The sequence below is a fragment of the Halopseudomonas sp. L-58 genome (genome assembly GCF_056859475.1).
Genome location: NZ_JBSXON010000059.1, coordinates 26,220 through 46,287, shown reverse-complemented (window position 1 = coordinate 46,287; position 20,068 = coordinate 26,220). Strand labels below are relative to the sequence as shown.

Genomic DNA, 20,068 nt, shown 5'->3' with positions numbered 1-20,068 from the left:
TGTCTCGGCCCTGGTACAGCATTAGTGCAGTACCAGGGCGACGAACCGCGTCAGGCGTGCTCGATGCGGTTGGCGATGAGATCCTGTACAACCGCCGGATCGGCCAGGGTCGAGGTGTCGCCAAGGCTGTCGAGTTCGTTGCAGGCGATCTTGCGCAGAATGCGGCGCATGATCTTGCCCGAACGGGTCTTCGGCAGGCCTGGAGCCCACTGCATGAACTCGGGGCGGGCAAAGGCACCAACCTGATCGGCCACGAAGGCCTTCAGTTCCTTGACCAGCTCCTCGCTTGGGGTAACGCCGTTCATCGGGGTGACATAGACGTAGATGCACTGGCCCTTGATGTCGTGCGGGCAGCCTACTACGGCCGCTTCGGCGACCGCGTCGTGCAGCACCAGTGCGCTCTCCACTTCGGCGGTGCCGATACGGTGACCGGAGACGTTGAGCACGTCATCGACCCGGCCGGTGATCCAGTAGTAGCCGTCTTCATCGCGGCGGGCGCCGTCACCGGTGAAGTAGACGTTCTTGTAGGTGTTGAAGTAGGTGTCGATCAGGCGCTGGTGGTCACCGTAAACGGTACGGATCTGGCTCGGCCAGGAACGCTTGATTACCAGGTTGCCGCTGGTTGGTCCCTCCAGTTCGTTGCCTTCGGGGTCGTACAGGGCCGGCTCGACGCCGAAGAACGGGCGGGTGGCCGAACCCGGCTTGAGCAGGGTACAGCCCGGCAGCGGAGTGATCATGGCAGCGCCGGTTTCGGTTTGCCACCAGGTATCGACAATCGGGCAACGCTGCTCGCCGACCACGTGGTAATACCATTCCCAGGCTTCCGGGTTGATCGGCTCGCCGACGCTGCCGAGCAGGCGCAGGCTGGCGCGCGAGGACGACTTGACCGGCTCATCGCCCTTGGCCATCAGTGCGCGCAGAGCGGTTGGCGCGGTGTAGAAGATGTTGATCTGGTGCTTGTCGATCACCTGCCAGCAGCGGGATGCATCCGGGTAGGTCGGTACGCCTTCAAACAGCACGGTGGTCGCGCGGTTGCAAAGCGGGCCGTAGACGATATAGGAATGGCCGGTGATCCAGCCCACGTCAGCCGTACACCAGTAGACCTCGCCCGGCACATAGTCGAACACGTAGTAGTGGGTCATTGCCGCCATCAGCAGATAGCCGCCGGTGGTGTGCAGCACGCCCTTGGGTTTGCCGGTGGAGCCGGAGGTGTAAAGGATAAACAGCGGGTCTTCGCTGTCCATCGGTTCTGGCGCACACTGGTTGCTCGCAGCGCTGGTCGCTTCGGTGTAGCAGACGTCACGCTTTTCATCCCAGGCAACGTCAGCACCGGTGCGCTTGACGGTTATCACAGTGTGGACGTCGGGGCAGTCTTTCAGCGCTTTTTCGACGTTGACCTTCAGCGGGACGGTCTTGCCTCCGCGCACGCCCTCGTCGGCGGTAATGACTGCACGGCAGTCGGCATCGAGAATACGGTCACGGAGTGCGTCCGGCGAGAAGCCACCAAAGACCACCGAGTGAACCGCACCGATACGCGCGCAGGCCAGCATGGCGTAGGCCGCTTCGGGGATCATCGGCATGTACAGGCAGACACGGTCACCCTTGCTGACACCGCGCGCCTTCAGCACGTTGGCCAGTCGGCAGACCTTGTCGTGCAGTTCGCGGTAGCTGATGCGGGCATCCTGGCTCGGGTCGTCACCTTCCCAGATAATGGCGATCTCGTCGCCATGCTCGGCCAGGTGGCGGTCAATGCAGTTGACGCTGACGTTGAGCTTGCCGTCGATAAACCAGGCAGCCTGACCTTTGCTCAGATCGCTTTCGTGTACCTTGCTCCAGCGCTTGTCCCAGGTCAGAAAGCGTTCGGCCTGCTCGGCCCAGAACTGGTCGGGCTGCTCAAGCGACTGCCTGTACATACGCTGATAGGTCGCGTCATCCAGGTGGGTATGCGCGCGAGCGGACTCGGACACCTTGTGGTTTTCGATTGCGTACATGGGTATTCCCCTCTTGTTATTGAATTCAGGCAGTCTCTTGTCAGCCGGCCCTGAAGAGGGTCATTCCGGTGCTGCAGCAGAGATTCCGGACCGACAAAGCCGTTGGGGCTGTGCGATCAGTCTAGGCCATTTAGCGTCGGCCATCAGAGGGGGGCAAGACAACCCTTCTTTGGTATGAGAGGCGGGCGTCAAATCGGCGGGCCATGGGCCCGCAAAAGAGAGGGGACAGCCGCTCAGGAGCGGCTGAATTCGAGGTTGTCGATCAGGCGTGTGGTGCCGAGGTAGGCGGCGGCCAGCACCACCAGATCGCGGGTCTGATCGGTTACCGGTGACAGGTTGCTGGCATCTCGCAGGTCCAGATAGTCCGGGCGCATGCCGGCGGCACTCAGCTGCTGACTGGCCTCGTTGATGATCTGCGCATAGTCGGTACGCCCCGAGGTCACCTGCGCTGCAATCTGCTGCAGGGTCCGCTGCAGCAGCGGCGCAACGGCGCGCTGCTCTGCGGTCAGGTAGCCATTGCGCGAGGACAGCGCCAGGCCGTCCTCGGCACGTATGGTCGGATGCCCCATGATCTTCACCGGCAGACAGAGGTCCTGCGCCATCTTGCGAATGACCGCGAGCTGCTGGTAGTCCTTCTGACCAAACACGGCGACATCGGGGCCGACGATGTTCAGCAGCTTGCTGACAACGGTCGCCACACCCTCGAAGTGGCCTGGGCGGCTGGCTCCGCATAATCCTTCCGAAACCACCGGCACGCTCACCCGGGTGTGGCCGTCCATGCCCTCGGGGTACATCTCGCTCGCGCTGGGGGCGAATACCAGATGGGCTCCGACCTCCAGCAGTTTTTTCTGATCTTCGGCCAGGGTCCGTGGATAGCTGTCCAGGTCTTCACCGGGCCCGAACTGCATCGGGTTGACGAAAATGCTGACGACCACGTAGTCGGTGCGCTGCAGCGCCTTCTCGACCAGCGCAATGTGGCCAGCGTGCAGGTTACCCATGGTGGGAACCATTCCGATTCGCTTGCCTTCCTGGCGGGCACGACTAACCGCAGCGCGCACTTGCGCAATGGTATGCAGGGTGTTCATGGGCTCAGAACTCGTGTTCGGCTGCTGGGAATTCGACCTTCTTGACTGCTTCGACGTAGGCGCGGATGGCCGACGGGATGTCGGGCTGACCAGCCATGAAGTTTTTCACGAAGCGCGGCATGCGTCCGCTGAGCGACAGTCCGAGCATGTCGTGGACCACCAGTACCTGGCCATCGGTGCCACTGCCGGCACCGATGCCAATAACCGGAACACTGACCGCAGCAGTAATCGCGTTGGCCAGCGCCGGCGGCACGCACTCGAGCAGCAGCATGGCTGCACCGGCCGCTTCCAGCGCCTTGGCGTCTTCGACCATGGCGCGGGCCTGCGCTTCGTCGCGACCCTGAACCTTGAAGCCGCCCAGTACGTTGACTGTCTGTGGCGTCAGGCCCATGTGTGCGCAGACCGGAATACCGTTGCGGCTCAGTACTGTGATGCTGTCTGCCAGCCAGCGACCGCCCTCCAGCTTGACCATGTGTGCGCCTGCGCGCATGAGCGCTGCGCTGTTGGCCAGGGCCTGGTCGAGGGTGGCGTACGCCATGAAGGGCAGGTCGGCCATGATCAGCGCACCCTTGTTGCCGCGCTTGACGGCTGCGGTGTGGTACGCCATGTCGGCGACGCTGACCGGCAGGGTACTGTCGTGTCCCTGCAGGACCATGCCCAGCGAGTCGCCGATCAGGATGACTTCGACGCCGGCTTCACTTTCGACATGGGCGAAGGTCGCGTCGTAGGCTGTCAGACAAACGATCTTTTCGCCGCTTTGCTTGAGTTTGTTCAGCGTGGTCAGAGTAACGTCAGGCATGACTGATTCCAGTGTGTGGCTGTTACTTGGCGCTTCGGCACCGTTGGGGTTGGCTCTCGCGCCGGGTGTCCTGGCGAGAGTATAGCCTTGGCCGGGCAGGATTTCGGTAACACTTGGCTGGTCACCGGAATCGCATCCTACGTGTCAGCCCGGGGGTGTCAAGTCCGTTTGCGCACCAGGCTGTTGTATAAAAAACGGCAATGCCTGCAGATCACCGCGGGGGCAGTTCTGCAGCAGCGTTTCCAGCGCTGTGCCGTCAGGCATTTTCAGCGCGGGCGCTATCTCGGCCAGGGGGTAGAGGACGAAGGCGCGGGCATGCATGTGATAGTGCGGAATCTGCAGACGCTCGGTGCGGATGAGCTGGTCACCGTACAGCAGGATATCCAGGTCCAGGGTGCGGGGGCCCCAGCGCTCGGCCTTGCGTACCCGGCCGTGCTCCAGCTCGATGCGTTGCAGGTTGTCGAGTAGTGCCGCTGGCTCAAGCTCGGTATCCAGCGCCAGCACCGCGTTGATGTAGCTTGGCTGGTCCTGCGGCCCCATGGGCGCGCTGCGGTATAGCGATGAGCAGGCTACAAGCTGGCTGCGGGGCAGCTCGCGCAGCGCGCCGCAGGCGGTCTGGACCTGCTGAACCGGGTCGCCCTGGTTGCTGCCCAGGGCAATATAGCTGCGCGGCATCAGTTGCTCTGCGGCTTGCGCGGCTTGTTTCTGCGCGGACGCGAGCGAGCGCGTTTGGCGCTGCTTTTGCTGCCGTCACCCAGCTCGCGAATCATCTGCCGGCGCTGATCGGGGTTGGCGTCCTGGTATTGTGTCCACCATTGACCAAGGCCATCGGTTTCCTCGCCGGCAGCTTCGCGCAGCAGCAGGAAGTCGTAGGCCGCCCGGAAGCGCGGATGCTCCAGCATCTGGTCTGCCCTGCGTCCGCTGCGGCGCTCCAGGCGTGGCTGCATGTCCCAGATTTCCCGCATGGGAATGCTGAAGCGCTTCGGAATCGCGGTATGGCGGCATTGCTCGGCGAGCAGCTCGTGGGCGGCCTGCTGATAGGCGGGTATCGCCGGGATACCCTGCTCCTCCAGATACTTCACCCGCCCGGGCAGCGCGGGCCAGAGCAGGGCTGCAAACAGGAACGCAGGGGTAACCGGTTTGTCCTGGGCGATGCGCTCGTCGGTGTTGCGCAGCGCCTGGCGAACCAGCTGCAGGGTGTAGTCAGGGCGTTCAAGGATAGCGTCGTCGGTATCCGGAAACAGCGGCGCTACCAGATCGTATTGATACAGCAGGTCAAAGGTTGCCAGGCCCTGGCCGCTCATCAGCAGCTTTAGACTTTCATCGAACAGGCGTGCTGCAGGAATGTCGTGCAGCAGTGGTGCCATCGATTCGATGGGCGCTGCGGTATGTTGCTCGATATCGAAGTTCAGCTTGGCCGCAAAGCGTACGGCGCGCAGCATGCGCACCGGGTCTTCCTGGTAGCGCTGTTCCGGTTGACCGATAAGACGGATCAGGCGGTTGCGAATATCATGCACGCCGTTGGCAAAGTCGTGGATCTGGCCGCTGGTCACGTCGAAGTAGAGCGCGTTGATCGTGAAGTCGCGGCGTTGGGCGTCCTGTTCGAAGGTACCGTACACGTTGTCGCGCAACAGTCGGCCCGATTCGCTCTGGCGGGACTGCTCCTCCGATGCTTCGGCTTCGTGATTGGCGCGGAAGGTCGCGACTTCAATGATTTCCCGCCCGAAATGCACGTGGACCAGCTTGAAGCGACGGCCAATCAGGCGCGCGTTGCGGAACGTTGCGCGGACCTGCTCGGGAGTGGCGCTGGTGGCGACGTCAAAGTCCTTCGGGGTGATATCGAGCAGCAGGTCACGCACACAGCCACCCACCAGAAAGGCCTGATAGCCTGCCTGCTGCAGCCGTTCAACCACGCTGACCGCGTGCCTGCTCAGGCGCTCACGGCGTAGCGAATGCTGGCTGGCGGGGATAATGCTCGGCGTAGTTCGGCGGCGCTGAGGGTGGCCGAAGGGAGAGGGTATTTTCTGCAACAGCTTTCGAATCATAGGGGCTGGTTGTTCCGGCTGCCGATCAGCGTGAGCGGTCGCTCTGCCTGTTGACCTGCACGGTAGCGCTGGTGAATGGGTCGCGCAACAGGCGGTTGGGCCGGACGCGCATGCAGCCTGTTGGCCGCGATTGACGTGCATTCTAGCCTGAATTGTCGGGAAAGGTAAGAAATCAGGGGGATGGGCAACGGAGAATCAGGAGGGGGGAAAGCTCAAGGGGAGTGGTTAACTCCCCCTAATGGTTTTTTATTATTGTTTTTATCAGAGCTGTTCTTCTTGTTTGTTTGAAGCGGTAGTCACCGCTTTGCGACTGACCCATCTCGGGTTGTCCAAAACAAACGGATTGCTTTGGAAGCTTAGGTTCGAAGTGGCCTGCTGCTGGCTTTGGACGGTGGGTTGCTTGAGCAACTTTTATTCTTCTCTGTCCAACCGAACATCCTGTTCGCAAATCGACTGCTATTCTCCAAAAAAATCAGTTTGCTGCGTCTCTCACGTCTTGTTTTTATTGTGTGTGGAGTCGAATGTTATTTTTGTTATGTGTTTTGGTTTTTATTGTTGTTGTGCCAGATATAAAGCATTCCGCGTGCCAACTTTTTAAATTCGTTTAAAATCAGTGACTTGTGATTTTCCTGTCTTTTCCTACCCTGTGTTACCCCCAAGGTGTTACCTCCGATTGGACTAAAGTGTTACCTCTGTGTGGGGGTGCGGTAACAGTTTTGCGGGAACTTTCCCGGTAACAGGTAACACATTGGCGGGCTAAGGACGGCCCTGAGCAGGGTTGGATAGAGCCAGAGGGGAAGGCTGCACGTTGCCGGCAGCCTTGCAGGGAGGGCAAATCAGGTGCTGGCAGTTTTCTTGCGCGGAATACCCAGGCGCTGCCGACGCTCCCACAGACACTTGCGGCTGATGCCGAGCTTGTGTGCCAGCTGGGTTTCGGTCATGTGGTCCTGATGCTCCAGTACAAAGTGCTGGAAGTAGTCTTCCAGTGACAGGTCTTCGGCCGGTTCCTGCCCGGGGGTTACTTCGTTCTGCATGGTTTGCAGGGCGTTGGCGGCCTCGGAAGCACGCTCGATCTCGGCATCCAGCTCAATGCCCAGCAGGTCGGCAGTAATTTCCTCGTGATCACAGAGAATGGCCGAACGTTCGATTGCGTTCTCCAGCTCGCGCACGTTGCCCGGCCAGCTGTAGGCGAGGATTGCGCGCTCTGCGTCCCTGCTGAAGTGCAGGCCTTCCATATTCATGTTGCGTGCCGCGCGCTGCAGTAGCGCCTCGGCGATCAGCATCACGTCCCGGCCGCGCTCGCGCAGTGGCGGCAGGCGCAACTCGATCACGTTCAGGCGGTAATACAGGTCCTCACGGAACAGACCTTGTCGCGCCATGGTCTTGAGGTCGCGGTGGGTGGCGGCCACCAGACGCACATCGACCTTGTGCGACTGCACCGAGCCGACCCTGCGAATCTCTCCTTCCTGCAGCACCCGCAGTAATCGCGCCTGAGCCTCCAGCGGCAACTCGCCAATCTCGTCAAGGAACAGGGTGCCGCCGTCGGCCGCCTCGACCAGGCCGGTACGGTTGCTGGTAGCGCCGGTAAAGGAACCCTTCTCATGGCCGAACAGTTCAGACTCGATCAGGGTTTCCGGAATGGCAGCGCAGTTGACTGAAATCAGCGGTGCCTTGGCGCGCTGGGATTGTTCATGCATGGCCCGGGCAACCAGCTCCTTGCCGGTACCGGACTCGCCCTGAATCAGTACGGTCGAGTCGGTTGGCGCGACCTTGCGAATGCGCTTGAAAAGAGTCTGCATGGCGTCACAGGCGCCGATGATACCCATATCCTGGCCACCACCATCGGTGCTGGCCGTGGTGGCCTTGGGCGCCGGCTCTGGCGTAGGAGTCGCGCCGCTCTGCTGCTTGCGCTGGTCGCCGGCGGCAATAATGCGCTGCACGGTTTCAACCATTTCGTCATGGTCGAACGGCTTGGCGATGTAGTCGACAGCGCCGAGCTTCATCGAGTCGACCGCCGAGCGCAGGCTGGCGTAGCTGGTCATGATCAGCACGGGCGTGTTCGGCGCACGGCGGATGAGTTCGGTGCCGGGCTCGCCCGGCAGGCGCAGGTCGCTGATGATCAGCTTGAAGCGCTCGAGATCGTGTCGCTCGACGGCCTCGCTGACCGAGCCGGCCTCCTCTACCTGGTAGTGGTGGCGCTCCAGCAACCGTTTCAATGCCGTACGGATGATGGCTTCGTCTTCAACAACCAGAATGTCTGACATAGTTACCTCACAGGTGACGGCGCCTGTTACAGCATCAGGCAGGGGCGCCGTTACCGCTCATGCTATAGCGCGGCAGGGTAATGGTGAAGCGAGTGCCGCGCCGGGTTGTCTGGTCGACCGGGCTGTCGATGGTTATCTGGCCATAATGCTCTTCGACAATGGAGTAGACCAGTGCCAATCCGAGCCCGGTACCTGTCCCTGGGTCCTTGGTGGTGAAGAACGGCTCGAACAGCCGATCCATGATGTCCTTGTCGATGCCGCTGCCCTGATCCTCTACTTGCAGCAGTACCTGGTGTTCGTTTTCCTGGGTGGCGATGGTGATGCTGTCGCCATCAGTGCTGGCGTCCCGTGCGTTACCCAGCAGGTTGATAAGGACCTGAACCAGGCGCTGGGCGTCACCGGCTACCATGTGTTCGGGTCGGCACAGGTTAACATACTTGACCTCCGGGCCCCTGCGGTTGAGCGACAGCAGGTGAATCGCCTCGTTGGTGCAGGCCGCCAGATCGACCGGCTCGTTGGGGTTCTGGTGGCGGCTGCCAACGTGGGCGAAGTTGACCAGTGACTGCACGATCCGGGAGACCCGGCGAGTCTGGTCGAGGATCTGCTCGGCGGCTTCGCGTGATTCCGGTTGTTCCGATTCGTCGCGCAGGTTTTGCGCCAGACAGGCGATGCCGGTGATCGGATTGCCGATTTCGTGGGCAACGCCGGCAGCCAGACGACCGATCGAGGCCAGGCGCTCGGAATGCATCAGCTCCTCTTCCAGCATCTGGGTTTCGGTCTGGTCCTCGACCAGCAGTACCAGGCCGCTACCGCCAACATAGCCGGGCTCGTCGATCGCAGCCTTGTGCAGGCTGAGCCACTGGGTATGGCCATTGACCGCCAGTTTCTGCTTGTACAGGTGCGAGGCCTGGTCTTCGACGAATCGCTCGAACAGGTCTCGCCAGGGGCCGGGCAGGCTGCTCAGCCGCGAGCCGATGACGCTGTCGGCGTCGATGCCGGTCAGCGCCTGCATGGCGTGGTTCCACATCAGGATTTCATTGTCCTGGGCCAGCGAGCAGACACCCATCGGCAGGTGCTGCAGTGTCTGGCGGTGATAGCGTCGCAGGGCGTCGAGTTCGGCGGCCAGGCCGGTCAGGCGGCTGTGGTAGTCCTCCAGCCGGTTTTCGATGAAATGGATGTCCTCGGTCATATAGCCGTCGCGGCCCATCTTGAACGGCAGGAAGGTTTCGATGATGTCCTGGGCCACCGACGGCCCCATCAGGCCCGACAGGTTGGCTTCCAGCCGGTCGCGCAGGCGGCGCAGGGCATAGGGGCGGCGCTCGTCGAACGGCAGCTTGAGGTCCCGCAGCGCCTGTTCGACCTCGTGCTGGGCGGTCTTGTTGCCGAGCGGCTTGGCCAGTTGCTGGGCAAACTCCTGCGGCGAGGACGCCATCAGCTGCATCCGCTGGGGGCGACTGACGTTGTCGACCGAGCAGGCCTCGGCAGCACTCTGCTCCTCAACCGAGCGTTGGGTAAATAGCGAGACGAGCGCCAGCACCACGACGTTGACAGCCAGCGAGGAGATCGCGGCCAGGTGCCAGGTGTCGGCATTGAACGCCATCGTCATCCCGAACAGGGTGATGCCGGGCAGTTCGGTGACCAGTGGCAGCAGCAGGGTGACGGCCCACACCAGCATGCCGGCAACGACGCCGCCGATGAACCCGCGGCGGTTGGCTTGTGGCCAGTACAGCACTGACAGGGTGCCCGGCAGAAACTGTACGGTGGCGACAAACGAGGCAATTCCGAGGTTGGCCAGGTCCTGTTCGGCGCCGAGCAGGCGGTAGAAGCCGTAGCCGGCCATGATGATGGCGGCAATCAGCGTGCGGCGGGTCCACAGCAGCCAGCGGTAGATGTTGTTGTCGGCGCTGGGCTGGTAGAGCGGCAGCACCAGATGATTGAGCACCATGCCCGACAGTGCCAGGGTGATGACGATGATCAGGCCGCTGGCCGCCGACAGGCCGCCGACGAAGGCCAGCAGCGAGAGCCACTCGGAACCACCGGCCACGCCCAGGCCCAGTGAGAAGTATTCCGGATTGGTGCGTACACCCAGATGCAGGCCTGCCCAGAGGATCGGCGGGACTGCCAGGCTCATCAGCAGCAGGAATAGGGGTAGACCCCAGCTGGCGGTGCTGAGGGCGCGCGGATTGAGGTTCTCGGTAAAGGCCATGTGATACATGTGCGGCATGACGAATGCCGCCGAGAAGAACACCAGCAGCAGGGTACGCCAGGGACCTTCCTGCAACGGTGTATGCAGCGTGCTGAGGGCCTCCTGATTGGTATCCAGCCAGAGCTGCAGTCCCTGCGGACCGTCGAATACAACATAGAGCGCATACAAACCGATGGCGCCGATAGCGACCAGTTTGACCAGTGACTCGAAGGCAATCGCCATGACCAGCCCTTCGTGTTTCTCGCGTGCCGAGATATGGCGGGCTCCGAACAGAATGGCGAACAGGATGATCAGCACGCAGAACCCGAGTGCAACCGACCCCTGGCCAGATTCCTGAGTCAGGATCTGCACCGAGTCGGCCACCGCCTGTATTTGCAGTGCCAGCAACGGCAGTACGCCAACCAGCATGAATATGGTGGTCAGGGTCCCTGCCCAGGTGCTGCGAAAGCGGAAGGCAAACAGGTCGGCCAGTGAAGACAACTGGTAGGTGCGGGTAATCCTCAGGATCGGGTTGAGCAGCACCGGTGCCAGCAGAAAGGCGCCGCAGACACCGAGGTAGTAGGTTAGAAAACCGTAACCATACTGATAGGCCAGTCCTACTGTTCCGTAGAACGCCCAGGCGCTGGCGTAGACCCCCAGTGACAGGGTGTAGACCGCGGGATGACGCAGCACGGCGCGCGGCACGCGACCGTTTTCGGTGGCCCAGGCCACGCCAAACAGGACGATCAGGTAGCCAATGCTGATCAACAGCAACTGGCTGAGATCAAAGCTCATCGGCATCTCGGGGACTCTGTAGCAGCATGCCGGCGACGATCAGGATCAGCCACAGCACATAGGGTCGGTACCAGGCACCCTGCGGTTCTATCCACCAGTCCATGATGGCCGGCGAGAACAGGTAGATGCCGATGACCAGCAGCAGTACCAGTCGGTAGATATACATGGGTATCCGTCGGTTGGGGCAACCGCCCGAAGGAGGGGCGTCGCGGTTCAGTCGGTGATGGTAATCAGCGCGCCACGGCTTGCCAAGCAATCAACTCGGCAGGCTGGCCTCAAGGATGTGTTTTGTGGCGGGCAAGCGGCCGGGTTGCCAGTGGGCGATGCCCCACTGCAGCAGCTCGGCGACGGGGGCGCCGCGCAGTGTCTCGGGTACCGGCTGGGCCAGGGCGCGCAGGGCCCGCCAGAGCGTAGCTGGCGCTTGCGTGCGCTGCAGCGGGGCCGAGCCCAGTCGCTTGCTCAGCTTCTCGCCGTCGGGGCGCATGATCAGTGGTACGTGCAGATAGCGTGGTGGCGTCTGACCGAGCAGCTGATACAGCCAGATCTGTCGCGGTGTTGAATCCAGCAGGTCGGCGCCACGCACGACATCTGTTACACCCTGATCAATGTCGTCCAGCACGACGGCCAGTTGGTAGGCGTATACCCCGTCGCGCCGGCGGATAATGAAATCGCCGAGTTCGCTGGCCAGATTATGTGTCAGCGGTGGCTGAAGACGGTCGATACAGGTTATCGGGGTATCGTTGACCCGTACCCGTACCGCGTGATCGGCGGCTGCCTGCAGCCGGCGCCCGGCGCAGGTGCCGGGATAGACCGGGCCGTGCTGCAGCAGCGTTTTACGCGGGCAGTCGCAGTAGTACGCCAGCCCGTCATCCAGCCAGCGCTCGATCTGTGCGCGATACAGGTCCAGCCGCTCGCTCTGACGCACTATCTGCCCATCGTGCTTCAGGCCAAAGTCGTCAAGTGCCTGCAGTATCTGGGTTTCTGCGTCGGGCTGGCTGCGCGCCTGATCGAGATCTTCGATGCGAATCAGCCATTGACCGCCGGCGTGACGGGCATCGAGGTAGCTTGCCAGTGCCGCGACCAGAGAGCCGAAGTGCAAGAGGCCGCTGGGGGTGGGGGCGAAGCGCCCGATGTAGGGAGAGGTCATGCGGGGTAAGGCAATTGCAGGCTGCCGGGCAGCCTGCAATGCGGCGGGTCGACTCAGCTGCCGACCTGCTTTTCCTTGATTTCGGCCAGGGTCTTGCAGTCGATGCACAGCGTCGCTGTGGGGCGGGCCTCAAGACGACGAATGCCGATTTCGACACCACAGGAGTCACAGAAACCGTAGTCATCTTCTTCGATGCGCTGCAGGGTCTGGTCGATCTTCTTGATCAGCTTGCGCTCGCGATCACGGGTCCGCAGTTCCAGGCTGAATTCCTCTTCCTGACTGGCCCTGTCGGCGGGATCGGGGAAGTTGGCCGCCTCGTCCTGCATGTGATGCACGGTACGATCGACTTCTTCCATCAGTTCCTGTTTCCAGGTGTTGAGAATGTTGGCGAAATGCGCGAGCTGTTGCTCGTTCATGTACTCCTCACCCTTCTTTTCCTGATAGGGGACGAAGCCACGGATCAACATTGATGTTTTCTGCTTGGCATTGCTGGGCATGAGGACCCCTCACTTGTTGCTCTATCTTCCTGTTTCAGGTCTCACCCACTCAACCTGACGTGCTTCGGCCTAAAGCCTGCAAGCGGGCAAAGCTACCAGAAGCTGATGGCCTGCGCTACTGTTTGCCGCCAGAAGGCAGACGCAGGCCTGCAAGCCGCTGCCAGTCAGGCTCTGACAGGGTATCATCGGCGTGTTTGTCGCCATCTCGGGATGTTTCTATGTCGCAGCAGCGCTGGGCCGGACGGGTTCAGGAAATTCAACCGTTTCACGTCATGGCCGTTTTGGCACGCGCCCGTGCGCTTGAGGCCCATGGGCGTGATGTCATTCATATGGAAATTGGCGAGCCCGATTTCACTACCCCTGAACCCATTGTTCGTGCCGGTCAGCAGGCGCTGGCTGATGGTTGTACCGGATATACGCCGGCACTTGGGTTGCCGGCGCTGCGCGAGGCCATTGCGGGCCTCTACCGTCAGCGTCACGGGTTGGACGTAGACCCCGCCCGGATCGTGGTTACGCCTGGTGGATCGGCGGCACTACTGCTGGTCAGCGCGTTGCTGGTCGAGCCCGGCCGCAAGGTGCTGATGGCCGATCCGGCCTACCCCTGCAATCGGCATTTTCTGCGACTGGTCGAGGGGCGCGCGGTGCTGGTGCCGACCGGTCCGGAAACCAACTATCAACTGACGCCCGAGCTGGTTGAGCAGCACTGGGGTGCCGATTGCGTCGCCGTGCTGGCGGCGTCGCCGGCCAATCCAACCGGCACCCTGCTGTCACGCCAGGAGCTGGCTGCGCTGTCGGCGACCTGCCGGCGTCTTGGCGGTGAGCTTATTGTCGACGAGATTTACCACGGACTGACCTACGGGCTGGACGCGCCGTCGGTGCTGGAGGTGGCTGACGATGCCTTTGTGCTCAACAGCTTCTCGAAGTATTTCGGCATGACCGGCTGGCGCCTTGGCTGGCTGGTCGCGCCCGAGGCGGCGGTGCCTGAGCTGGAAAAGCTGGCGCAGAATCTTTACATCTGCGCGCCGCATATGGCGCAGCAGGCGGCCCTTGCGGCCTTTGGCGAGGAAAGTCGGGAAATCTGCGAGATTCGCCGTCGTGCCTTTCAGGTGCGCCGTGACTTTCTGCTGCCGGCCGTTCGCGACCTCGGCTTCAAAGTACCGGTTACCCCGCAGGGTGCCTTCTATCTGTATGCCGACATGCAGGGGCTGGGGGGGGGCAGTGCCGGATTCTGCCAGCATGTCATCGAGCGCGAGTTCGTCGCGCTGACGCCAGGGCTGGATTTCGGTCATCACCGTGCCGCGCAGCATCTCAGGCTGGCCTACACCACCTCGCTGGAGCGCCTGGAGCAAGCGGTTGAGCGACTTTCGCGGGCGCTGAACAGTTGGTCGCCCGAGTGCTGATTCCGTTTGAAACACCGCTGCGCGAGGCGACGCTATTGCGCCGTTACAAGCGCTTTCTGGCCGATATTCGGCTGCCGGACGGCCAGGAAATCACGGTGCATTGCCCCAACACCGGTTCGATGCGCAACTGCGGTCAGCCCGGCGACCGGGTCTGGGTGAGTCTGGATTACAAACCCGGGCGCAAGCTGCCGGGTACCTGGGAGCTGGTCGAGATCGGCTCTGGCCAGGTGGCGTGCATCCACAGTGCGCGGGCCAACCGAGTGGTTGCTCAGGCGCTGCAGCATGGGTTGATCACGCCCCTGGCCGGCTATCCGGAGGTGCGCGCCGAGGTGCGGCTGCCCGAGGGCTCAAGCCGCTTTGACTTTCTGCTCTCGGGCGGCGGCCGGGCGGAGTGTGTGGTTGAGGTGAAAAGCGTAACCCTGGCTCTGGGGGAGGGTGTGGGGGCGTTTCCGGATGCGGTCAGTGCCCGGGGTCAGAAGCATCTGCGCGAACTGATCGAGGTGGTGCAGGGCGGACGCCGTGCCTGTCTGCTGTTCTGCGTGATGCATTCGGGCATCGAGCAGGTTCGGCCGGCGGACGAGATCGATGCGGAGTATGGGCGGTTGTTGCGCGAGGCGGCGGTAGCCGGGGTAGAGGTGCTGGCCTGGTCGGTCTGGCCGCAGCCGAATGGAATGCACGTACGTGGGGCGTTGCCGGTCGTGTTATGACGGCTGTTCGTCGTCCAGCCAGACGTGCCCGTTGCTGACATGGCAGCGCAGCTGGCGCAGTGACTGTCCAATGCAGGGGCCGGCAACGCATTCACCGTTTTCCGGCAGGAACAGGGCGCCATGAGTGGCACACTGGATCAGTCTTCCGGAGCTGTCGAGGAACTGGTCGGGTACCCATTCCAGGCTGATACCGCGATGCGGGCAGCGGTTTTCGTAGAGATAGATGTGCTCACCCTGGCGCACCAGGAACAGTGATTGCCCCTGATAGAGAACGCCCTTGCTGCCGCGCAGGGGCAGGTCATCAAGGCGACACAGAGGCTTGGGCAGAAAGTCGTGGTCTGACATGGGTGGATTATCCTGCGATGCTCGTTACAAAGCCAGTCGTGGTCATGACGCTGACAGCGTCCCCCGGTATGCTGGCAGTCCTTTAAAGGTTGGCGTCCGCGCCACCGATCGGTAACAGGAATACGAGATGGTGCTGCAGCCGCGCTACAAAAGGCTGGTAATGATGGGGCTGCTGGCGTTTCTGCTGGTTGCCTGTCTGCTGTCGCTGGCGCTCGGCCCGGTCAGTATTGCGCCGTCCGACACGCTGCGTGCGCTGTTCTGGCGCTTTGCCGACAGCGCAGTGCCGGCCGATCAGCAACTGATCATCGAACAGATTCGCCTGCCGCGCATGCTGATGGGCGTGGTTGCCGGCGCCACCCTGGCGCTCACCGGTGCGGCCATGCAGGGGCTGTTTCGCAATCCGCTGGCCGATCCCGGCCTGATTGGTATCTCCAGTGGTGCGGCGCTCGGCGCGGCACTGGTAATCGTGCTGGGTTCGTTGCTGGTTGGCCCGCTCGGTGCCGACTGGCAGCCCTATCTGACGGTGCCCGGGGCGTTTGTTGGCGGGCTCGCATGCACGGCACTGGTCTACCGTCTCGGCCAGTCGGTGCAGGGCACCTCGGTAGCCAGCATGTTGCTGGCGGGTATCGCCATCACAGCCATCAGTGGCGCACTGGTTGGCTTGCTCAGCTACCTGGCCGATGATGGCATGCTGCGCACGCTGACGTTCTGGAATATGGGCAGTTTGGCCGCTGCCGACTATCCGAGAGTCGGGCTGCTGTTGCTGTGCTGTCTGCCCATCTGGTGGCGCCTGCCCCGGCTGGCGCCAGCATTGAACGCCCTGCTGCTGGGTGAGTCGGAGGCGCGCCATCTCGGCGTTGAAGTCGAGCGGGTCAAGCGTGAACTGGTGCTGTTGACGGCGTTGGGTGTGGGTGCCTGTGTGGCCGCCTGCGGACTGATTGGCTTTGTCGGGCTGGTGGTGCCCCATCTGGTCAGGCTGGTGCTGGGGCCGGATCATCGTTGGCTGCTGCCGGCCTCGATGCTGCTGGGGTCGGCATTGCTGCTGCTGTCGGATGTGATTGCCCGATTGCTCCTCGCGCCGGCGGAACTGCCCCTGGGGATCATTACCGCGCTGCTGGGGGCGCCGTTCTTTTTGTCGCTGCTGATGCGCGTGCGTCGCCAGGGTGGTTTCTGATGCTCAGTGTCGAACAGCTGGGTTGCAGTCGCGGTGGGCGACAGGTACTGCGCGACCTGACATTCGATCTGCACGCAGGGGAGGTCATCGCGGTGCTGGGCACCAACGGCGCCGGCAAAAGTACCTTGCTCGCGGCGCTGTGTGGCGAGCTTGCGGTAGATACCGGGCGAGTGCAGTTGGCAGGCAGGAACCTTGATGAGTGGACGGCAGGTGAGCGGGCTCGCCGGCTGGCCGTATTGCCTCAGCAATCGGAGCTGGCCTTTCCGTTTCGCGTGGAGGAGGTCGTGGCGCTGGGCTGTATGCCGCACGCCACCGGGTTGCAGCAGGACCGGGCTATTTGTGCCGATGCGATGGCGGCAGCCGATGTGACGCACCTGTCGCAGCGCAGCTATCTGACGCTATCTGGCGGTGAGCGTCAGCGGGTTCATCTGGCCCGCGTGCTGGCGCAGGTCTGGGAGGTTGGCGAGGGTGGCTGTCTGCTGCTGGATGAGCCAACCGCCTCGCTTGACCTGGCGCATCAGCGACTGATCATGCAGCAGGCCCGTGCGATGGCGTCCCGGGGATTGAGTGTACTGGTCGTGCTGCACGATCTGAATCTGGCTGCGGCTTATGCCGATCGTGTTCTGCTGCTGCACGAGGGCAGGCTGGATGCATTGGGTACGCCCTGGCAGGTGTTGCAGGCCGACCATATTGAGAGGGTGTTCGGCGTTGCGGTGCAGGTTCAGCGGCATCCGCAGCACGACTGCCCGCTGGTTATTCTGTGAGGTGGCAATGAACGTACTGATTCTGATCGCCGGTCTTTTCGGGGCGGCCTTGGCGCTGGCCGCGCCGCTGCCTGCCTGGCAGGCAACCGATGGCCTTGATGATCCGCATCTGGGGCAGGTGTGGGACACCCATGCCCAGCGCTGGCTTGAGCCGCAGCAGTTGGTCGACGCGTTGCTGGATGAGCCGCGTGTCATTCTCGGCGAGCGACATGATCATCCTGATCATCACCGGCTTCAGCTCTGGTTGCTGGAACAGCTGCAGGCGCAGCGGCCACAGGGTGCACTGGTAATGGAAATGCTGCAATCCAGCCAGCAGCCGCAGGTCGACGCCTTGCAGGGTAAGCCGCTGCCGGCTGACCCGATGCTGGCTGAAGAGCTGCAGTGGCAGCCGGGTTGGGATTGGGCGTTGTATGGCCCGCTGGTGCGTTGGGGGCTGGCTGTGCCGCAACGGCTGCTGACGGCGAATCTGGATCGTGACGAGCTGATGGCGTTCTATCGCGATCCGTCCTCCGATGTGTCTGGCTACCCTGCCTCCGCCCGCGCCAAGCTGGAGCGCATCATTATTGCCAGTCACTGTGACCTTATTGAGGCGTCGCAGGTTGCTCCCATGCTGCGCATTCAGCAGGCGCGCGATCTGCGCATGGGGCAGGCATTGGCGACAGCCCCGGCGCCAGCGCTGCTGATTGCCGGGGCGTATCACGGGCGCCGTGACCTCGGCGTTCCGCTGCATTGGGATGGCCAATGGGGGGCTGCGCCGGTGGTCGTGTTGCTATCGGAAGCGGGTAGCCCATTGCCCGGCCCGGAGCAGGCTGATTTCGTCTGGCTGGCTCCGGGATTGCCTGAGCAGGACCATTGCGCGGGGATGCGCGCGGCGGCTGAGAGCTAGACGCTGCGGCTGCGCAGATGCGGGCTGTTGCGCAGCATGTCCAGTAGCGTGGCAGCAATGTCATCTGCCCGCTCTACCAGGCTGAGCTGCTGCGGCTGCATCAGCCATTGATGCAGTACACCGTAAATGAACGAGTGAGCACAGAACAGGGCCATATCGATATCCAGGTCAGCGGGTAGTTCGCCGCTGGCAATGGCCAGCATCAGGGATGTGCGCAGGTTGTCATCATGGTGCCGGTTCATGGTCTGCAGGTGCTTTTTCTGCGTGCAGGGCTCGTCGATGTAGTCGCATTTGAGTAACAGGATCTCGTTCACCCGGCGCGATGACGGGTCTGACTCCAGGCGCTTGAGCACGGTCACCAGGAGCTCGCGAAAGCGCTCCAGCGGATTCGGGGCGCTGGCATCTCGGGCTGCCTGGTTGAGCGATGCCAGTGGCAGCTGAATGCGCTGGAACAGGGCCTCCAGCAGGTCTGCCTTATCCTGGAAATGCCAATAGATCGCTCCCCGGGTCACGCCGGCTGCCTGGGCGATATCACTCAGGGAGGTGCGTGAAACACCTTTTTTGTGGAAGCACTGCTCGGCTGCGTCGAGGATGCTTTCGCGGGTTTCAAAGGCTTCTTCTTTTGTGCGTCTGGCCATGCAAGTCTCGAGCGGAAAACAGGGAGCGGGGGCCATGGTGGCCAAGTTGTGAGCGAATGTTATCGTAAGACCAAAACAATTTACAGACAGGTGTGAATGTAAGTATATTGTGCGCCAATCAGTGATGCCCCTAACGGGACCCAAGGGGCATGCGCCTAATCAGACATAACGGTTTTTCACGAGGATTCACCATGCCGATGAAGCCAGCGCGCGCTGCTCTCTTCCCGCTTCTTGCATCCCTGTTGCTGATCAGCGCCTGCCAGGACGCCGAACAACAGGGCGGGCAGCAGCAACAACAGCAGGTGCCAGAGGTTGGCGTGGTCACGCTCAAGGCCGAACGCTTCCTGTTGACCAATACTCTTCCCGGTCGAACCACTGCATATCGGGTTGCCGAAGTGCGTCCTCAGGTGAACGGCATCCTGGAGAAACGTCTGTTTGATGAAGGCGCTGAAGTCAAGGCCGGCCAGCAGCTTTATCAGATCGACGACGATGTTTATCAGGCCGCGCTGAAGAGTGCCGAGGCAAGCAGTATCTCGACCCGTTCTCTGGCCGAGCGCTACGGCATTCTGGTGAAGGAGAATGCGGTCAGTCAGCAGGCGTTCGACGAAGCCCGGGCTGCCAGCCTGCAGGCCCAGGCTGCGCTCGATGAGGCGCGTATCAATGTGCGGTACACCCGCGTGCTGGCACCCATTGACGGTCGGATCGGCCGCTCAGCGGTCAGCGAGGGGGCGCTGGTCACCAGTGGCCAGGCCCAGCCACTGGCAACCATCCAGCAGCTTGATCCCATTTATGTGGACATTACCCAGTCTTCGCGCGAGATGCTGGATCTGCGTCGTGATCTGGAGGCCGGTCGTCTGCAGCGCGCAGGCGACAATGCTGCCACCGTGACGCTGACACTTGAAGACGGCAGTCGCTACGCCCAGGAGGGCAAGCTGGAGTTTTCCGAGGTCAGTGTTGACGAAGGCACCGGTTCGGTCATCCTGCGCGCGGTATTCCCCAACCCCGATCGACTGCTGCTGCCTGGCATGTTTGTGCACGCGAACCTGGTTGCTGGCGCCAAGAGTGATGCGATTCTGGCGCCGCAGCAGGGTATTACGCGCACACCGCGCGGCACTGCCGTTGCGATGGTGGTCAATGCCGAGGGCAAGGTCGAGCAGCGCGAGGTGGTGACCGATCGCACAGTGGGCAATCGCTGGCTGATCGCATCGGGCCTGGGCGAGGGTGATCAACTGATTACCGAAGGCCTGCAATACATCCGCCCGGGAGCTCCGGTAACAGTCAAGCCGGCCGGCAATGTCGCCGAGCAACAGGACAGCGCTGCTCAGCCCGACGCTGATCAGTAAGGA

18 protein-coding genes are annotated in these 20,068 nt (G+C 62.3%); 6 read left to right on the top strand and 12 right to left on the bottom strand.

Features of this window, described 5'->3' with window-relative positions:
* Positions 1 to 50 precede the first annotated feature (50 nt).
* The 10 genes from acs to dksA all read right to left on the bottom strand — a co-directional run bounded on the left by acs (position 51) and on the right by dksA (position 12,808).
* On the bottom strand, positions 51 to 1,991 hold the full coding sequence (gene acs, locus AC13EY_RS09295; protein WP_228246874.1) for an acetate--CoA ligase: 1,941 nt from the start codon (positions 1,989 to 1,991) through the stop codon (positions 51 to 53).
* Between the two features lie 233 nt (positions 1,992 to 2,224).
* Positions 2,225 to 3,076, bottom strand: coding sequence for a pantoate--beta-alanine ligase (gene panC, locus AC13EY_RS09290; protein ID WP_228246875.1), 852 nt, complete (start codon positions 3,074 to 3,076; stop codon positions 2,225 to 2,227).
* A gap of 4 nt (positions 3,077 to 3,080) precedes the next feature.
* The gene (gene panB, locus AC13EY_RS09285) at positions 3,081 to 3,875 is read right to left on the bottom strand and encodes a 3-methyl-2-oxobutanoate hydroxymethyltransferase (protein WP_088276417.1); all 795 of its coding nucleotides are present in this window, start codon (positions 3,873 to 3,875) and stop codon (positions 3,081 to 3,083) included.
* 144 nt (positions 3,876 to 4,019) lie between these two features.
* Positions 4,020 to 4,550: a 2-amino-4-hydroxy-6-hydroxymethyldihydropteridine diphosphokinase gene (gene folK / locus AC13EY_RS09280; RefSeq protein WP_233048362.1), complete on the bottom strand. Its 531-nt coding sequence runs from the start codon at positions 4,548 to 4,550 to the stop codon at positions 4,020 to 4,022.
* Complete coding sequence (locus AC13EY_RS09275; RefSeq protein WP_233048361.1) at positions 4,550 to 5,920, bottom strand: polynucleotide adenylyltransferase PcnB; 1,371 nt, start codon at positions 5,918 to 5,920, stop codon at positions 4,550 to 4,552. The genes folK and AC13EY_RS09275 overlap by 1 nt, the downstream gene beginning before the upstream one ends.
* 836 nt (positions 5,921 to 6,756) lie before the next feature.
* A complete protein-coding gene (locus AC13EY_RS09270) occupies positions 6,757 to 8,184 on the bottom strand; it encodes a sigma-54-dependent transcriptional regulator (protein ID WP_228246878.1) in 1,428 nt (475 codons plus the stop codon).
* Between the two features lie 34 nt (positions 8,185 to 8,218).
* Positions 8,219 to 11,170 (bottom strand): sensor histidine kinase, encoded by a 2,952-nt coding sequence (locus tag AC13EY_RS09265; protein ID WP_233048360.1) that lies wholly within the window; start codon positions 11,168 to 11,170, stop codon positions 8,219 to 8,221.
* The gene (locus AC13EY_RS09260; protein ID WP_088276423.1) at positions 11,154 to 11,330 is read right to left on the bottom strand and encodes a hypothetical protein; all 177 of its coding nucleotides are present in this window, start codon (positions 11,328 to 11,330) and stop codon (positions 11,154 to 11,156) included. The genes AC13EY_RS09265 and AC13EY_RS09260 overlap by 17 nt, the downstream gene beginning before the upstream one ends.
* A 90-nt stretch (positions 11,331 to 11,420) precedes the next feature.
* Positions 11,421 to 12,311, bottom strand: a complete 891-nt coding sequence (gene gluQRS / locus AC13EY_RS09255; protein ID WP_233048359.1) for a tRNA glutamyl-Q(34) synthetase GluQRS — start codon at positions 12,309 to 12,311, stop codon at positions 11,421 to 11,423.
* Between the two features lie 53 nt (positions 12,312 to 12,364).
* Positions 12,365 to 12,808 (bottom strand): RNA polymerase-binding protein DksA, encoded by a 444-nt coding sequence (dksA, locus tag AC13EY_RS09250; protein ID WP_088276424.1) that lies wholly within the window; start codon positions 12,806 to 12,808, stop codon positions 12,365 to 12,367.
* 218 nt (positions 12,809 to 13,026) lie between these two features.
* On the opposite strand from dksA, the gene AC13EY_RS09245 reads away from it, so the two are divergent.
* Positions 13,027 to 14,208: a pyridoxal phosphate-dependent aminotransferase gene (locus tag AC13EY_RS09245; RefSeq protein ID WP_233048358.1), complete on the top strand. Its 1,182-nt coding sequence runs from the start codon at positions 13,027 to 13,029 to the stop codon at positions 14,206 to 14,208.
* Positions 14,208 to 14,915 carry a DNA/RNA nuclease SfsA gene (gene sfsA / locus AC13EY_RS09240; RefSeq protein WP_233049897.1) on the top strand — a complete coding sequence of 236 codons (708 nt, stop codon included), beginning with the start codon at positions 14,208 to 14,210 and terminating at the stop codon, positions 14,913 to 14,915. The genes AC13EY_RS09245 and sfsA overlap by 1 nt, the downstream gene beginning before the upstream one ends.
* On the opposite strand, the gene AC13EY_RS09235 is transcribed toward sfsA, so the two are convergent.
* Positions 14,910 to 15,260: a Rieske (2Fe-2S) protein gene (locus AC13EY_RS09235; protein ID WP_228246883.1), complete on the bottom strand. Its 351-nt coding sequence runs from the start codon at positions 15,258 to 15,260 to the stop codon at positions 14,910 to 14,912. The genes sfsA and AC13EY_RS09235 overlap by 6 nt on opposite strands.
* A gap of 160 nt (positions 15,261 to 15,420) precedes the next feature.
* Here AC13EY_RS09235 and AC13EY_RS09230 point away from each other — a divergent pair, with 160 nt between their 5' ends.
* Genes AC13EY_RS09230 through AC13EY_RS09220 form a run of 3 tightly spaced genes read left to right on the top strand, consistent with a single transcriptional unit; the run spans position 15,421 to position 18,084 of the window.
* Entirely contained in the window at positions 15,421 to 16,434 is a 1,014-nt protein-coding gene (locus tag AC13EY_RS09230; protein WP_373315114.1) for a FecCD family ABC transporter permease, read from the top strand.
* Entirely contained in the window at positions 16,434 to 17,198 is a 765-nt protein-coding gene (locus tag AC13EY_RS09225; RefSeq protein WP_233048356.1) for a heme ABC transporter ATP-binding protein, read from the top strand. Before AC13EY_RS09230 ends, AC13EY_RS09225 begins: the two co-directional genes overlap by 1 nt.
* 7 nt (positions 17,199 to 17,205) lie before the next feature.
* The gene (locus AC13EY_RS09220) at positions 17,206 to 18,084 is read left to right on the top strand and encodes a ChaN family lipoprotein (protein ID WP_228246886.1); all 879 of its coding nucleotides are present in this window, start codon (positions 17,206 to 17,208) and stop codon (positions 18,082 to 18,084) included.
* On the opposite strand, the gene AC13EY_RS09215 is transcribed toward AC13EY_RS09220, so the two are convergent.
* Positions 18,081 to 18,722, bottom strand: coding sequence for a TetR family transcriptional regulator (locus AC13EY_RS09215; protein WP_228246887.1), 642 nt, complete (start codon positions 18,720 to 18,722; stop codon positions 18,081 to 18,083). The two genes, AC13EY_RS09220 and AC13EY_RS09215, sit on opposite strands and share 4 nt — an antisense overlap.
* A gap of 191 nt (positions 18,723 to 18,913) precedes the next feature.
* Between AC13EY_RS09215 and AC13EY_RS09210 the strand changes: the two genes are divergently transcribed.
* Positions 18,914 to 20,065 (top strand): efflux RND transporter periplasmic adaptor subunit, encoded by a 1,152-nt coding sequence (locus tag AC13EY_RS09210; RefSeq protein ID WP_088276433.1) that lies wholly within the window; start codon positions 18,914 to 18,916, stop codon positions 20,063 to 20,065.
* Positions 20,066 to 20,068: the final 3 nt, after the last annotated feature.